The organism is Kribbella sp. CA-294648 (genome assembly GCF_050943845.1).
Taxonomy (GTDB): domain Bacteria; phylum Actinomycetota; class Actinomycetes; order Propionibacteriales; family Kribbellaceae; genus Kribbella.
Genome location: NZ_CP191981.1, coordinates 7,454,043 through 7,469,378, shown reverse-complemented (window position 1 = coordinate 7,469,378; position 15,336 = coordinate 7,454,043). Strand labels below are relative to the sequence as shown.

The 15,336-nt window shown below is 68.1% G+C and carries 13 protein-coding genes; 5 read left to right on the top strand and 8 right to left on the bottom strand.

Annotated features, from left to right (window positions below):
• The first annotated feature begins 33 nt into the window (after positions 1 to 33).
• A complete protein-coding gene (locus tag ACQPYM_RS35515) occupies positions 34 to 930 on the top strand; it encodes a Gfo/Idh/MocA family protein (RefSeq protein ID WP_433009589.1) in 897 nt (298 codons plus the stop codon).
• On the opposite strand, the gene ACQPYM_RS35510 is transcribed toward ACQPYM_RS35515, so the two are convergent.
• The 6 genes from ACQPYM_RS35510 to ACQPYM_RS35485 form a co-directional block, all read right to left on the bottom strand.
• Complete coding sequence (locus ACQPYM_RS35510; RefSeq protein ID WP_433009587.1) at positions 914 to 3,160, bottom strand: PQQ-binding-like beta-propeller repeat protein; 2,247 nt, start codon at positions 3,158 to 3,160, stop codon at positions 914 to 916. The genes ACQPYM_RS35515 and ACQPYM_RS35510 overlap by 17 nt on opposite strands.
• Positions 3,161 to 3,260: 100 nt before the next feature.
• On the bottom strand, positions 3,261 to 5,267 hold the full coding sequence (locus tag ACQPYM_RS35505; RefSeq protein ID WP_433009585.1) for a HelD family protein: 2,007 nt from the start codon (positions 5,265 to 5,267) through the stop codon (positions 3,261 to 3,263).
• A gap of 47 nt (positions 5,268 to 5,314) precedes the next feature.
• Positions 5,315 to 6,037: a phosphatase PAP2 family protein gene (locus tag ACQPYM_RS35500; protein ID WP_433009582.1), complete on the bottom strand. Its 723-nt coding sequence runs from the start codon at positions 6,035 to 6,037 to the stop codon at positions 5,315 to 5,317.
• A gap of 192 nt (positions 6,038 to 6,229) precedes the next feature.
• Positions 6,230 to 7,117 carry a carbohydrate ABC transporter permease gene (locus tag ACQPYM_RS35495; protein ID WP_433009580.1) on the bottom strand — a complete coding sequence of 296 codons (888 nt, stop codon included), beginning with the start codon at positions 7,115 to 7,117 and terminating at the stop codon, positions 6,230 to 6,232.
• Complete coding sequence (locus tag ACQPYM_RS35490) at positions 7,114 to 8,058, bottom strand: ABC transporter permease (protein ID WP_433009577.1); 945 nt, start codon at positions 8,056 to 8,058, stop codon at positions 7,114 to 7,116. The genes ACQPYM_RS35495 and ACQPYM_RS35490 overlap by 4 nt, the downstream gene beginning before the upstream one ends.
• Complete coding sequence (locus ACQPYM_RS35485; RefSeq protein ID WP_433009573.1) at positions 8,059 to 9,681, bottom strand: extracellular solute-binding protein; 1,623 nt, start codon at positions 9,679 to 9,681, stop codon at positions 8,059 to 8,061.
• A 59-nt stretch (positions 9,682 to 9,740) separates the two neighbouring features.
• Between ACQPYM_RS35485 and ACQPYM_RS35480 the strand changes: the two genes are divergently transcribed.
• Genes ACQPYM_RS35480 through ACQPYM_RS35470 form a run of 3 tightly spaced genes read left to right on the top strand, consistent with a single transcriptional unit; the run spans position 9,741 to position 12,447 of the window.
• Positions 9,741 to 10,802, top strand: a complete 1,062-nt coding sequence (locus ACQPYM_RS35480) for a sialidase family protein (protein WP_433009570.1) — start codon at positions 9,741 to 9,743, stop codon at positions 10,800 to 10,802.
• A 24-nt stretch (positions 10,803 to 10,826) separates the two neighbouring features.
• On the top strand, positions 10,827 to 11,768 hold the full coding sequence (locus tag ACQPYM_RS35475; RefSeq protein ID WP_433009567.1) for a dihydrodipicolinate synthase family protein: 942 nt from the start codon (positions 10,827 to 10,829) through the stop codon (positions 11,766 to 11,768).
• 4 nt (positions 11,769 to 11,772) lie between these two features.
• Positions 11,773 to 12,447: a FadR/GntR family transcriptional regulator gene (locus ACQPYM_RS35470; protein WP_433009564.1), complete on the top strand. Its 675-nt coding sequence runs from the start codon at positions 11,773 to 11,775 to the stop codon at positions 12,445 to 12,447.
• Here the strand turns inward: ACQPYM_RS35470 and ACQPYM_RS35465 are convergent.
• Positions 12,444 to 14,084 (bottom strand): DNA repair helicase XPB, encoded by a 1,641-nt coding sequence (locus ACQPYM_RS35465; RefSeq protein ID WP_433009561.1) that lies wholly within the window; start codon positions 14,082 to 14,084, stop codon positions 12,444 to 12,446. The genes ACQPYM_RS35470 and ACQPYM_RS35465 overlap by 4 nt on opposite strands.
• Before the next feature lie 186 nt (positions 14,085 to 14,270).
• Here ACQPYM_RS35465 and ACQPYM_RS35460 point away from each other — a divergent pair, with 186 nt between their 5' ends.
• Positions 14,271 to 14,462 (top strand): hypothetical protein, encoded by a 192-nt coding sequence (locus ACQPYM_RS35460; RefSeq protein ID WP_433009558.1) that lies wholly within the window; start codon positions 14,271 to 14,273, stop codon positions 14,460 to 14,462.
• Between the two features lie 13 nt (positions 14,463 to 14,475).
• Here the strand turns inward: ACQPYM_RS35460 and ACQPYM_RS35455 are convergent, their stop codons facing one another.
• Positions 14,476 to 15,234 (bottom strand): carbonic anhydrase family protein, encoded by a 759-nt coding sequence (locus ACQPYM_RS35455; RefSeq protein ID WP_433009555.1) that lies wholly within the window; start codon positions 15,232 to 15,234, stop codon positions 14,476 to 14,478.
• Positions 15,235 to 15,336 lie beyond the last annotated feature (102 nt).

Genomic DNA, 15,336 nt, shown 5'->3' with positions numbered 1-15,336 from the left:
GTTCGGGGCCGGTGGGGTGGGGAAGGAATAAGGATGGAGGACACCATGCGCTTTGGTTTGGTCGGAACTGGGCCATGGGCCAAATTGACCCACGGACCCGGCTTGAAGACCGCCGAAGGCGTCGAATTGGTGGGTGTCTGGGGTCGTGACGAGAGCAAAGCTCAGGCCTTGGCTACAGACTTAGAGGTCGCTGCCTACAGTGACTACGCAGCGTTACTCTCGGACGTGGATGCCCTGGCTTTTGCCGTGCCTCCGCGGGTGCAGGCGTCGATGGCGTTGGAGGCCGCGGCGGTCGGGAAGCATCTGCTGCTGGACAAGCCGGTCGCCGACTCGCTCGACGACGCCCGGGCACTGGCCGACGAGGTGAATGGCGAGGGAATCGCCTCAGTGGTCTTTTTCACCGGCAGGTTCCAGCCGGAGACCCGCGCCTTTTTCGACCAGATCCAGACGACGGGCGGCTGGAAGGGCGGCTGGACCCGGATGCTCGCGTCGCTCGACGAGCCCGGTAACCCGTTCAGCGAGTCTCCGTGGCGGCGGGAGCAGCGGGGTGCGCTGTGGGACATCGGCCCGCATGCGCTGTCCAACCTGAGTGCCCTGCTCGGCCCGATCACCGACATCCGCGCGGTCGGCGGGGCGGGTGATCTCGTGCACCTCGTCCTCACCCACGAGTCCGGTGCGACGAGCACGGCGAGCCTGTCGTTGTCCGCGCCGCCCGAGGGCATCAACTTCGAGACAGGCGTCTGGGGAGAGACCGGTACTGCGCTGCTGCCGGCCGGTGACACCCCTGCCGCCGACGCGTTCGCCCTGGCCGCGACCGAGCTGGTAGCGGCAGCCGAGTCGGGTGACACCCACCCGGTCGACATAGCCTTCGGCACCCGAGTCGTAGAACTCCTCGCCACCGCCGAGGCCCAGCTCAGTGCAGGGCGATGACGCCGGCGGTGCCTGAGGTGAGGATGAGGTTGCCGATGGCGACCGGGTCGCGGCCGCAGGAGATGCCGGTCGGGAGGCGGACCCGGCGGTAGCCGGTGCGGTCGATCACGTTGGCCCAGCAGGCTCGGGAGGTGCCGGACAGCGACACGACCCGCCCGTCGGCAGTGACGGCGACTCGAGTGCGGGGGTTCACCGGACCCGTCGTCTGCCAGGCAGTCTGCCCGGTCACCGCGTCGATCGCCGTGACCACCGTCTTCGGGGCCTGCGCCGTCTCACGTCCCGGGCAGTCCACGACGACCAGGTACCGCCCGGCCGGCTTCAGCAGCGTCCGGCACGACCAGCCCGCCGGTACCGGCCAGCGCCACTTCGTCTCACCTGTCCGCGGCTCGATCCCCACCAGCGCGACCGGTACGTCGGAGTCGCCACCGGGCTCGGCCACCACGACCACACCGCCGACCACCACCGGCCGCCGGTACATGTCGGTCGGTGCCTTGCTCCAGAGCTTCTTGCCACTCTCCAGGTCCAGCCCGGCGATCTCGTCAGGCTCCTGTCCGCAGCTGTGTCCCAGGAAGGCGACCACCGTGTCCGAGGTGGCCACGGCTCCGATGTCGGTACAGCGGCCCGGCTCGAAGGTCCACCGGTTGCTGCCGTCCGTGTCGACCCCGTGCAATCTGTCGGAGCCCCGGGACTTCCGTTCGCCCGTCAGCAGCGGGTCGGCCTGCTGGATGCTGTGGTCACGCGTGCTGCCCGGCCAGGCGGCCTTCCGCTTGCCGGTGTTCGCGTCCAGCAACAGGTAGCCCACGTCGGCGAACTCGGCCAGCACGTACTCGCCGTTGCCGGTGGCGACGATCTCCGGCTTCTCGTCCGAGTCGGACCGGCTGTACCGCCAGCGCAACTCGCCGGTGGCCGCGTCGACCATCTCCACCACACCGCTGCTCCGCGGTACGGCGATTCCGTACTTCGTCCCGATGGCCTCCTCGGCGCCCGCGCTGGCCAACGCCCGGCTGACCCACGTGACGCCGCCGTCGACCACCGATTGAGGTGCCGCCCCGGCGGGCTTGCGTGGCCCTTCGGATCGTTCGTTGGAGCTCAACACGTAACCCCTGGCCAGCGGCTGCACCACCAGGAGAAGCAGTAGCGCGATCACGCCCGGTACTGCGAGCCACGCCAGTTGCTGGCCGAGATTCCGGGACGGGAGGAATCTCGCGGTCTTCGTGCGCAGCAGGGACGCCACCAGAGCCGCAGTACCAGCTAGCAGGAGTAGTAGGAGTGAGGAGATGACCAGTGGGACCCGCAGGCCGATACCGACGGCCGGGTTCGTCGCTGGCACCTGGGCCCACGCAACCAGGAGTCCTGTGACTGCGACGGCCACTGCTGCACCAGCAGTCAACCTGCCGCGAAGACTGGCGCTACGAGCGGAGCGGAAGAGCAGTGGAGCGCAGACGAGCGAGATAACGGCCAGGGCAACCGGAGGCCAGCCGGACTCGGGCTCCACCGTCGGCACCTGCCAGGGAGCGCCCGCTGCCGCTATCGACGCGACTGATGCCGCCACTGCCGCGAAGGTGGCCGTCGCCGCCAGCGCGGCCTGCTGCCACCCCCGCCAAGGCGCAGGCAGCTCACTGTCGAGCCCGGCAAGCTCCGCTTCCAGGTTGGCGCGAGCCATCGTGCCCATCCGTTGCCGCGCCAGTTGAGTCCGGTAGAGGTGCCCGTCCAACAGCTGCTGCACCTCGTCGTACCGGCGGCTGATGGCAGCAGTGCGGTCACCGGCGTCCCGTCGTACTTCGGCTGCGTGCGCGGCATAGCGAGCCGGAGCGATCGCCAGCACGCCGTTGACCGCGTCGAGCAGGACGTCCCCGTTCGCGTCCCGGCGCGGCGGCGCGTAGGCATCGGTCGGCGGTGTCGCCAGCTCCCCGGTGAGCCGAACCAGCCGAGCCACCTCGGCGATCCGGATCGGATCTACCCCGTACGCCGGCAGCGTCTGCTCCGCCAGCCGCGCCGACGACTCAGCATCCTCAGCGGCCCCACCCCCCGGCTGGTGCACCGCCCGATGAAACCAGGCCGCAAGCCGAACCGAGGTCGGATCGGTACTGAGCTGGATCAGCGACTCGAGCGTGTCCAGCACCGTCTCGAGGTACTGATCGCGGTACGCGCGCCGGGTGCGTTCGACGTACCGGGCCACGAGGTCGTCCGCCAGCGGAGCCGAGCCGGGAAGCAGCTCGCTCCATCTCATCCGCAGGACCACCACCGCCACAGTCTGCCAGCCCCAGCACAACGATGACCGCTCGATCCGCACACCTCTGCCTTGCGGTTGCGGATCAGCGCCCAGTCGATCAGGCGGTCAGTACCTCGGGGAGGTCCTGGCTGTGCAGGATCGCGAGGGAGGTGACAGCGCGGGTCAGGCAGACGTAGAGGCGGCGGAGGCCGGTGCGTTCGTCGGGTTCGCCGGAGACGATGCCGGCCGGCTCGACCAGGACGACGTGGTCGAACTCGAGACCCTTCGCCAGCCCGGCCGGGACTACGTCCACGTGCGCGTCGACGTCATCCTCGTCACCCAGTACTGCGAAGCTCAAACCCCTGTCCTGCAAGGCTTTCCGGGCTGCCGGGACCAGTGCGTCGGGGACGATCATGCCGATCGAGCCCGGCCGGTCCATGACGTCGGCGACTGTGGCCGCGGCGGCGTCCAGGGCGTCCGGTACCCGCGTGATAGCCAGCTCACCGCGAGCCCGCCGTACCGCAGTCGGTGGGGTCAGGTGCGGAGCGATCTGCGGCAGGAGGCGGGCGGCGTACTCGATCACCTGGCCGGGGACGCGGAAGCCGGCCGTCAGCTCCTCGGTGTGTGCCCCGGACTTGCCCAGGTGACGCAGCGCCTCGTCCCAGGACGGCGTTGCCCACGGTGTCGTGCCCTGGGCGATGTCGCCGAGGACCGTCATCGAGCCGGTCGAGCACCTGCGGCCGACCGCCCGGAGCTGCATGGCCGACAGGTCCTGCGCCTCATCCAGTACGACGTGTCCGAGGCTGGGAGTCCGGTCGACCAGGTCCGCGATCTCGTCGATCAGGGTGGCATCGGCAACGGACCACTTGGCCGCGCCCGCGGACCGCGGTGCCTTCTCCCACAGCAACATGCTCTGCTCGTCAGCAGTCAGGATCCCGTCAGCATGCTCGGCGAGCAGTTCGGCATCGGTGAACAGCTGGAACAGCAGCTTGACCGGATCGATCGCCGGCCACAGCGCCTCGGCGTACTGCTTCACCGGACGGCTCCGGGCCACCGAGTCCTGCACGCGGTCGTCGGGTGAGTCCCCGGCCGCCTCCATCCGCAGCAGGACCGCGTGCGCGAGCCGCTGGGGCAGCATCGCGCGTCCGGCGCCGTACCTGATCCCGCGGGTGCGCAGTTCGTTGACGAGCTCCTCAGCCTGGTACGCCGGTACGCGCCATCGGTGAGATCCCCGAGGAACCACCAAAGCTTCCTTAGGGAGCTGCACCTGGGACCACACCGCGCGATGCAGGACTTCGGCCATCCGCGCGTCACCCTTGAGCACATCGACGGCGGCCGGCCCCGGCCCGGCGACCTTCACCCGGGCGACCATCTCCTCGACCGTGGTCTGCTTCGCCTCGATCTCGCCCAGCGCCGGGAGTACGTCGCCGATGTAGCGCAGGAAGCTCGCGTTCGGCCCGACCACCAGCACGCCCGCCCGGCTGAGCTGGTCGCGGTACGCGTAGAGCAGGTACGCCGCCCGGTGCAGGCCGACCGCAGTCTTCCCGGTCCCCGGCGCGCCCTGGACACAGATGGTTTCCTCGACCCCGGCCCGGACGATCACGTCCTGCTCGGGCTGGATGGTGGCCACGATGTCACGCATCGGGCCCGACCGCGGACGCTCGATTTCGGCGTCCAGGATGTTGCTGTGCTGCTCGGGAGCGGCCGAGGTCAGGTCCTCGTCCTCGTACGCCGTCATCTCGCCGTGCGTGAACCCGAACCGGCGGCGGGTCCCGACGCCCATCGGCTCGGTCTTGCTGGCCCGGTAGAACGGCACCGAGATCTCGGCCCGCCAGTCAACCACCAGCGGCTCGCCGGCGTCGTCGTTCACGTGCCGGCGACCGATGTGGAAGGTCTCCTCGGCCGGCTCGAGATAGTCCAGCCGGCCGAAGAACAGCGGGACGTCGGGGTCGTCCTCGAGCTCCTTCATCCGCCGCCAGATCGCGGCTTTCAGGAACTCGGTGTTGACCGGGTCCGCGCTGGCGATCTCCAGCGAGCCGGTCTTCTCCCGCATCACGGCCAGCGCCGCGCGCGAGGTCCGGAGGTAGTCCTGTTCGGCTTGCAGGGTCGGGTCGTCCGGGGGCATGACAGGTCCTCCGCAAAGCGGTCGACGGTCGGGGAAGCCCCGCCACGTTACTTGAGCGCCGCCTCCCGGGCGACTGATTTAACCGGTAGAGGACGGTCGTGGCGCGGCGCCGGCCGTAGGCCGGGACGCAGCAGGAGCGGCAGGCTGACGGCCAGCAGGATCAGTACGACGATGCCGTCGAGCCAGTAGTGGTTCGCCGTCACCACCACCACGCCGAAGGTGATGATCGGGTGCAGCAGCCACAGCCAGCGCCACCTGGTCCGGGTGATCAGGATCATCGACAGCGCGATCAGGGCGGCCCAGCCGACGTGCAGACTCGGCATCGCGGCGAACTGGTTCACCACCCCGCCGGAGGCGTCCGGCCCGTAGACCGACTGGCCGAACCGCAGCCCGGTGTCGACGAAGCCCGGCATCATCCGGGGCGGTGCGAGCGGGAAGATGATGTGGCCGATCAGGGCCAGCCCGGTCAGCGCCGCGATCGTCCAGCGCACATGTGGGTAGGCCTTCGGGCGCCAGATGCTGAGCCAGAGCAGGACCGCTCCGGTGAGCGGCGCGTGCACGGAGGCGTAGTACAGGTTCGCTGACTCGACCAGTTGCGGGGTCTGGAGCGCCGCCTGCTGGACGGCTGCCTCGCTCGGCAGGTGCAGCCAATTCTGCCAGGAGAGCACCTCGCGAGCATGGTCGTACGCGGAGCTGGTGTGGTTGGCGGCGAACTGGCGGCCGGCGCTGTAGACCCCGAACAGAGTCGCCAGCAGAATGACCTCCCGCACCACCCTCCACACCACCGGCGCCGGCCCCTGCGTTGGAGCCTTTCCCCGTTCCCCGACCTCTTCCACCCGCTCCAGTGCCTGTATCCCCATACCCCTCGACGGTACCGGCCGAGGCGTGGGGAATGGCCCAGGCCGAACCCTGATGTTGCCCTGGGCAAGCCCGGAGCCACGCTTTGTGACAAGGTCGTCACATCAGCCCTTGACCGCCCCGGTCAGCACGCCCTTGGCGAAGTGGCGCTGCAGGAACGGGTAGACGAGCAGGATCGGCACGATCGAGACGACCAGGATCGCCATCTGGATCGACGCCTGGGGTGGCAGTTGCTCGGTGCCGAGCTCCGCGGTGCCCAGCTGGGTGTCGTTGATGACGTACGTTCGCAGTACCAGTTGCAGCGGCCAGAGCTTGCTGTCGTTGAGGTACAGCAGGGCGGAGAAGAAGGCGTTCCAGTAGCTGACCGCGTAGAACAGGCCGATCACCGACAGCACGGCCTTCGACAGCGGCAGCACGATCTGGGTGAACGTCTTCAGCTCGCCGGCCCCGTCGATCCGCGCGCTCTCGGTGATCTCGTGCGGCAGGGCGGAGAAGAACGCGCGCAGCACGATCACGTTGAACGCGCTCACCATCGTCGGCACGATCAGCGCCCAGATACTGTCCAGCAGCCCGGCACCCTTCACCACCAGGTACGTCGGGATGATGCCGGGCGAGAACAGCATGCTGAACAGCACCACCAGCAGGATCGGCCGCCCGGCCGTGAACCCGGGACGAGCCAGCGAGTAGGCCAGCAAGCACGACACGGTGAGGCTGAGCAGCGTGCCGATCACCGTCACGAAGAGACTCACGAACAACGCCTGGGTCACCACCCCACCCGCGAACAGCGAGCGGTACGCCCCGAAGTCGACCGAGTTCGGCAGCAGGACCAGCCCGCCGGACTCGTTGATCTGCTTGTTCGGCGCGACGCTGGTAGAGATCACCGCGACGAACGGGATGATCACCACAGCGCAGAACACCAGCAGCACCACGCCCTTGAGGCCTCGCATCGGCCAGGACGGCATCGGTACGCCGTTCACGATCCGCCGGCTCATCTGCTGTACACCCCTTGCTCCCCGAAGATGTGCGCGACCTTGTTGGCCGCCAGGACCAGCACGACCCCGACGATGCCCTTCACCAGCCCGACCGCCGCGGCCACGCCCCACGCCCCACCGATCACGCCGTTGTTGTAGACGTAGGTGTCCAGTACTTCGCTGACGTCGCGACCCACCGCGGCCTGCTGCAGGATGATCTGCTCGAAGCCGACGGTCAGCGAGTCGCCGAGCCGCAGGATGAACAGCAGGATGATGATCCCGCGCAGTCCCGGCATGGTGACGTGCCAGAGCTGACGCATCCGGCTGGCGCCGTCCGCACTGGCCGCCTCGTAGAGCTGCGAGTCGATCTGGGAGAGCGCGGCGAGGAACAGGATCGTCGCCCAGCCGGTGTCCTTCCAGATGATCTGCGAGGTCAGCAGCACGTGGAAGAGTTCGGAGTTGCCGATGATGTCCAGGGTGGCGAGGTCGTGCGAGCGCAGGTAGTTGTTCAGCAGTCCGCTGCCGCCGAGCATCTGCTGGAACAGCGCGACCACGATCACCCAGGACATGAAGTGCGGCAGGTACAGGATGCTCTGCGCGATCCGTTTGATCCGCTCGGAGAACAACGAGTTCAGCAGCAGCGCGAGCAGGATCGGCGCAGGGAAGACGAACACCGACTGCAGGCTGGTCAGGATCAGGGTGTTCTTCAGCGCCTGCAGGAAGGCCGGGTCGCCGGTGAAGATGACCGAGAAGTTCGCCCAGCCGGCCCAGTCGCTGCCACTGATGCCCAGGAACGGCTGGTAGTCCTTGAAGGCGATCACGTTGCCCAGCAGCGGAACGTAGTGGAAGGCAACGATCAGCGCCGTCCCGGGCAGCGCGAACAACAGCAGCACCCGGTCGCGGAGCAACCGCTGACCGAGTGACAGCTGCTGGGAAGGTTTCGCCCTGGTTGCCTTGAGCATCTAGCGCCCTGCCGCGTCGGTGAAGGCCTTCTCGAGCTCGGTCCGCATCGCGTCACCGCCGGAGGACTTCCAGTCCTTCACCGCAGAGGCCCAGTCCGCCACCGGCTTCTTGCCCTGCACGATCTGGTTCTCCAGATCCGTCATCGTCTTCGCCAGCTGCGTCTGCTTCTTCGACTGCGTGTCGGAGTACAGCCCGTACGACGCGTCGAAGGTGAGCCGCGGCGCGACCTTCTGCTGGATCGCGTGCTGCTTGCGCGGGACGTCGGGCTTGCCGGACCAGTAGAGCGCCAGGTCGGAGTCGCTGATGTACTGCAGGCCGATGCCGGTCTCCACCACGCCGGTCTTCGTCGGCACCGGGTCGGTGCCGACGAGCGAGTAGTGGCGACCCGCCACGCCGTACTTGCGGAACAGGTACTCCTCGGTGCCGAACGGCGCGGCCATCCAGTTGGCCAGCTTGAGCAGCGTCTCGACCGAGTGCTTGCTGTCCTTGCTGAATGCAGTGATGTTGTTCAGCGCCGAGCCCATCCAGGGCGCGCCCTGACCGCCGGTGAACCCGGGCACGTCGAGCATGCCGACGGCGAACGACTCGTTGGTGGTGTTGTCGGCGTAGTACTGGTTCCAGGCGACGAAGCTGTCGTAGTCGAAGGCGGCGGTGCCACCGCTGAACCACTGCTTGCGGGCGGTCGCCTTGTCGTTGAACGCGTCCGGGTTGATCACGCCGGCCGCGACCATCTTGCGGGCCGCCTCGAGCGCCTCGGCCTGGGCCTCGTGCTCGTACATCGAGGTGAACTTGCCGCCCTCTTCCTTCCAGACGTTCGGCACCATCAGCATCTGCCGGATGGTCGACAGCGGCACCCGGGTCCAGGCCCACTTGTTCTGCTTCGTCGCGGTCATCTCCTTGGCCAGGTCGAAGAACTCCTGGAAGTTCTTCGGCGCCGGATCCTCGATTCCCTTGGCCGCCAGGAGATCCGCCCGGTACAGCGGCAGCGAGGTCCGGGACATCCCACGCGGCACCGGTACGCCGTAGATGCCGCCGTTGAAGACACAGCCCTTCCAGTACTGCGTGGGGATGTTCGCCAGGAACGGGTACTTCTTCACCGCGTCACCGGACAGGTGCTCGGTCAGGTCCGTGCACTTCGCCTTCACCAGGCCGGGGATCTGCACGGTGTCGACCGGGATGTTCAGGACGTCGGGCAGGTCGCCGCCCGCCACCCGGGTGGCGAACTTGTCCTTGTACTCGTCGTTGGACGCCATGCTGATCTGCAGTTCGGAGCCGAGCCGCTCGTTCAGCGCCTGCCAGAACTGGTTCTTGTCCGCGGCCGGCGGGATCGCGCCGGGGATGTTGGTCATGAACGAGATCGGCTGACCGTCACCGGGTTTCTCGGCGATCGCCTTCAGCGGGTTCGCGGGGTACTTGAGGAAGCCGTCCAGGACCAGGTCGGTGCCGGGCAGGTCGGGCTTCACGCCTGTGAACCGGGTGTAGGTGGGCAGTTTCACCGCGAGGTTGGCGGCCGCCTGGTTCTTCTTGTCGGCCGCGCAGCCGCTGATCAGCGGCGTACCGGTGACCGCCACCGCCGCCGCGGCCAGGCCGCCACCGAGGAACGTTCGTCTGCTGAGCTGCATGAGGCCTCACTTCAGGGGAGCGATTGTGACTGCGGCCTCACAGTGACATAGTACGTCCTATGTCTTCAAGAGTCGGCGAGGCCCAAATCGTCTTCGACCCGGTCGGCAGCCGCTATCACACCTTCCGAATTCCGGCCGTTATCGCCGCAAGAGAAGGGCTGCTGGCGTTCTGTGAGGCGCGGCTGGACTCTGCGGCGGATGCTGGTGAAATCGAGGTCGTCCTACGTCGGTCGCTGGATGGTGGCTTGAGCTGGCTTCCGCTGCAGGTCGTTTCGTCGGCCTCGGGCAGGACCTGTGGCAATCCGGTGCCGCTGGTCGACCCGGCGAGCGGCGACTTGGTGCTGGTGACCTGCCAGAACGGTGCCGACGCGATCGAGACCTCTCTTGCCCACGGTGTCGATGCCGAGAACGGCCGGCGGGTGTACGTGCAGCGCAGTACCGACTCCGGGGCCTCCTGGACCGAGCCGATCGAGATCACCGCGCAGGTCAAGGCAGCCGACTGGGGCTGGTACGCCACCGGGCCGTGCCACGGCATCACGCTCACGCAAGGCGCTTATGCCGGGAGGCTGGTCGTGCCAGCGAATCATTCCGTCGTACCGACCGGAGTCAACGGTGGGCATTGCATCTTCAGCGATGACGGTGGGTTGACCTGGTCGTGCGGGTTCGTCGATCGCAACGACGGCGACGAGATCAACGCGAACGAGACGACCGTGGCCGAGCTCGCCGACGGCCGACTCTACTTCAACGCGCGCAACCACCGCGGGACCGGGCCCGCTCGCGTGCACGCGTGGTCTTCGGATGGCGGGCGCACGCTCGATTCGCCGTACGAGGGGATCGCCGGGGTCACCGCGCCGGGCATCCAGGGCAGCGTGGTGCGGGTCGGCGATCGGTTGCTGATGAGTACGCCGGTGGACCCGACCGTCCGGCGCGAGCTGACCGTGTTCGTCAGCGACGACTCGGGTGTGAGCTGGCGCCCGGGAACCGTCGTCCATCCCGGGATGTCCGGGTACTCCGATCTGGTGGTGCTGCCCGGCGGCCGGGTCGGGGTGTTCTACGAGGCCGGCGAGACGTCGTCCTTCGCCACCTTGCGCTTTGCCACCTTCGATCCGTCCAAGCTCTGACCGCTCTGAACCAGGGAGATCTTTGTGCCTACTTCCGCCCAGAAGCTCAGCGGTGTCGTGCCGCCGCTCGTCACCCCTTTGACCCCCGAGTACGACGTCGACACCGCCTCGCTGGTCCGCCTGCTCGAGCACCAGCTGACGGGCGGGGTGCGCGGTGTCTTCGTGCTCGGTACGTCAGGCGAGGGGACGTTCCTGACCGACGAGCAGCGGCAGACCGTGCTGGAGACCGTCGTCTCGGAGGTCGCGGGTCAGGTGCCGGTGCTGGCGGGGGCGATCGACGCGTCCACCGCGCGGGTGGGGGCTCATGTGTCCGCCGCGTTGAAGGCCGGGGTGGACGCGATTGTTGCCACCGCACCCTTTTACGCAGCGACGCATCCGGCCGAGATCGAACGGCACTTCACCCGGTTGGCCTCGGTGGCGGGGGAGATGCCCTTGTACGCCTACGACATCCCGCCCCGGATCGGCGGCACTAAGTTGCCTGCGGCAATGATGATCGAGCTCGGGCGGCAAGGGGTGCTGGCCGGGGTGAAGGACTCGAGTGGTCAGGAGACGAGTCTGCGACGGCTGGTGCTGGATCGCGCCGACGCCGGGCTGGACGACTTCGCGATCATGACCGGCTCGGAGGTGACGGTCGACTCGGCATTGAGCTTCGGCGTCGACGGCGTCGTACCGGGCCTGGGGAATGTGGATCCGGCCGGGTATGTGCGGATCTTCGACGCTGTCGCGGCGGGGGACCTTGTGGCGGCCCGGGCCGAGCAGGATCGCCTGTTCCGGCTGTTCGACATCGTCGACATCGCCGACCGGAGCCGGATGGGGGCCAGCTCGGCGGCGCTCGGGGCGTTCAAGGCCGCGCTGTTCCTGCTCGGGGTGATCGCGTGCCCGCTGACGGCGTACCCGTCGATCCCGCTGGACGACGACGAGATCTCCGGCATCGGCGACCTGCTGGACCGTGCCGGGTTACGGTGACTCCGTGAACCAGTCCTTCATCCGCGACCGGATGAAGTCGTTCATCCTCGAACGCGGCCTCAAGGCGGGCGACCCACTCCCCAACGAGCAGGACCTGATGGTCCAGCTCGGCGTCGGCCGGCACCCCCTGCGCGAGGCGATGAAGGCGTTGCAAGCAGTCGGCATCATCGAGATCCGCCACGGCCACGGCACCTACGTCGGCCAGGTGACCCTGCAGTCGCTGGAGGACGGGCTTGCCTTCCGGATGTCGCAGTCGATGGCCGGGGACCTGAGCGACGTACGGAACGTGCTGGAGGTGCGGCAGGCGCTCGAGGTAGGCCTGGCCGAAGACGTAGTAGCCCACTTCGCCACCCCCGGCTCCTGCGACCGCCTCGACGAGATCGTCGCCCGGATGGAGTCGAAGGCGGCGCAAGGCGAGTACTTCCCCGACGAGGACTGGGCCTTCCACCAGGCTCTCTACGAGCCGCTCGGCAACGCGTTGGTGATCGACCTCCTGAGCGTCTTCTGGCGAACCTTCGCCCAGGTGGACGCCCGCCTACCAGGCGCGCGTTACACCCCAGCGGATGCAGCCGCCTGGCACCGAGACCTACTGACAGCCCTCAAAACCGGCATCCCGGACACCTACGCCCACTCCATGAAAGACCACTTCGTCGGCATCCGCACCAGATTCGACGCTTAGGCGAACAGATTTTCGGCGTCGACGATGGTGTACGCGTAGCCTTGTTCGGCTAGGAAGCGTTGGCGGTGGGCGGCGAATTCTGCGTCTACGGTGTCTCGGGCGACGATGGAGTAGAAGCGGGCGGTGCGGCCGTCGCCCTTGGGGCGTAGTACGCGGCCTAGGCGTTGGGCTTCTTCCTGGCGGGAGCCGAAGGTGCCGGAGACCTGGACGGCGACCGATGCCTCCGGTAGGTCGATGGAGAAGTTGGCGACCTTGCTGACCACCAGGCGATCGATCTCGCCCGTCCGGAAAGCCTGGAACAGCCGCTGCCGCTCCTTCACCGTGGTCTCGCCCTTGATCACCGGGCACTCGAGCCGCTCACCCAGCTCGTCGAGCTGGTCGATGTACTGGCCGATCACCAGCATCGGCTCGCCCTTGTGGTGCTCGGCGATCCGGTGGACCAGCCGCGACTTGGCCGGGGTCGACGCCGCCAGCCGGTACCGGTCCTCCGGCTCGGCGGTCGCGTAGACGAACCGCTCGGTCTGCTCCAGATCGACCCGTACTTCGACGCAGTCCGCCGGCGCGATCCAGCCCTGCGCCTCGATGTCCTTCCAGGGCGCGTCGTACCGCTTGGGTCCGATCAGCGAGAACACGTCGCCCTCGCGCCCGTCCTCGCGGACCAGCGTCGCCGTCAGCCCGATCCGTCGCCGGGTCTGCAGGTCGGCCGTCATCCGGAAGATCGGGGCCGGCAGCAGGTGCACCTCGTCGTACACGATCAGGCCCCAGTCGCGGGCGTCCAGCAGCTCAAGGTGCGTGTAGACGCCCTTCCGCCGGGTCGTCATCACCTGGTACGTCGCGATGGTGACCGGCCGGACCTCCTTGCGCGCGCCGGAGTACTCGCCGATCTCATCCTCGGTCAGGGTGGTCCGCTTGAGCAGCTCGTCCTTCCACTGCCGCGCGGACACCGTGTTCGTCACCAAGATGAGAGTGGTCGCCGACGCCTGCGCCATCGCGGCCGCGCCGACGATCGTCTTGCCGGCGCCACAGGGCAGTACTACGACCCCCGAGCCGCCGTGCCAGAACGCGTCGGTCGCCTGCTGCTGGTACGGCCGCAGGTCCCAGCCGTCCTTGACCAGGTCGATCTGGTGCGCCTCGCCGTCGACGTACCCGGCGAGGTCCTCGGCCGGCCAGCCGATCTTCAGCAGGGTCTGCTTCAGGTGTCCGCGCTCGGACGGGTGCACGAGGACGGTGTCGTCGTCGATCCGGGCGCCGATCATCGGCTTGATCTTGGCGGAGCGCAGTACCTCCTCCAGGACCGGCCGGTCGGTCGTGACCAGTACCAGCCCGTGCTGCGGGTGCTTCTCCAGCCGGAGCCGGCCGTAGCGGTCCAGGGTCTCCGCGATGTCGACCAGGAGCGAGTGAGGGACCGGGTACCGGCTGTAGCGCAGCAGTACGTCGATCACCTGTTCGGCGTCGTGCCCGGCGGCCCGGGCGTTCCACAGGCCCAGCGGCGTCAGCCGGTAGGTGTGGACGTGTTCAGGTGCCCGCTCCAGCTCGGCGAACGGCGCGATCGCCTTCCGGCAGTCGCTGGAGTCCGGATGAGCGGTCTCCAGCAACAAGGTTTTGTCGGACTGGACAATCAGCGGTCCGTCAGTCACTACAGCGTCTCCCGTCACCAGCGACGGGCGGAACACTCCGCCCGACCCTCCATTGTGCCTCGTGCCGCCAAATCTCACGGTCGGGTGCCGATCCCCGACCGAACGTTTGAACCGGACCGAAGCTGGCAAGGTATGAGGTCGGGTACAGAGATGTGGCCCACGGAACACCAGTGAAAGCAGCGTGACGTGCCCTCGATCGACACCGCGACGATGACGGAGACCCGCCCGGCGGAGGCTGCCGCCCCCGCCGTACCGGCCATTTACCGCACCACGGCCCACCTTCGGGCGCACTGGCTGAACCACCGCCTCGTGGCGGACCTCACCCTCGCGATCACCCTGCTCGGCCTGGCGGCGGCGGCGCTCATCGCGGCTCGCTGACGCCTCGGCAGGATCAGTGGTGCTGGGGGCGGTAGCTGACCATGCGCCCGTTCAGCGGCTGGATCGCGCGGCTGTCGCCCTCGGGGAAGCGGCTCTGAAAGTGCGCCAGCGAGACCGGCAGGATCCCGCGGTGGTGCTTGAGGACGAACCAGCTGACCGGCTCTGTGTACGGGTCGGTGGTCAGCGAACCCTGGTACCGGAAGGTGGACAGATCGCGCGGCAACGCCGCGGCCAGGTTGGCCTTCGTGATGTGCACGTCCTCGTCGCACTCCTCCGGCACCGTCGCCAGCACCTGGTCCTGCAAGGTCCCGCCGGAGCCGCCGGTGGTGATGAACAGGCCGATGACGAGCTTCTCGCCGTTCGGCCCGAGGTGCACGAAGTGCTGCTCCAGCGGGAACTGCCGCCCGTTCAGCCGGTGCTCCGAGCGGGTGTGGAAGTGGAAGTTGGCCAGGTCGTACCGGACCCCGTCGACCGTCACCCACGCCGCGCCGCGCGGAATCTCGGCCAGCACGGTCTCCTCGGCGGTCCGCGTCTCACACCCGCCGGTCTGCCCGCCGTCCTTGCTCTCGTACCGCACCGACAGATCGAGCGCGGACGGATAGTGCACGTGCAGCGCCGGCAGCGCGGGGTTGCTCACCGCCTGGAAGGTCCGGATGTCGATCGGACTCTGGTGTGCGACCTGAGCCGATGCACTCGGCAACAACCCGGGCGCCGCCACGACAGCGGCGGCGGCGGGCACTCCCAGCAGGACAGCACGACGTGAAATTGACACAGCAAGGCTCCACATTCAGGCGGAAGTAGGACTGATCGGAAGGGTGCCTCATACACCCGTTTGAGAAGGTACGCCCGTCCCGGGCACCCCTCGCGACCGGGT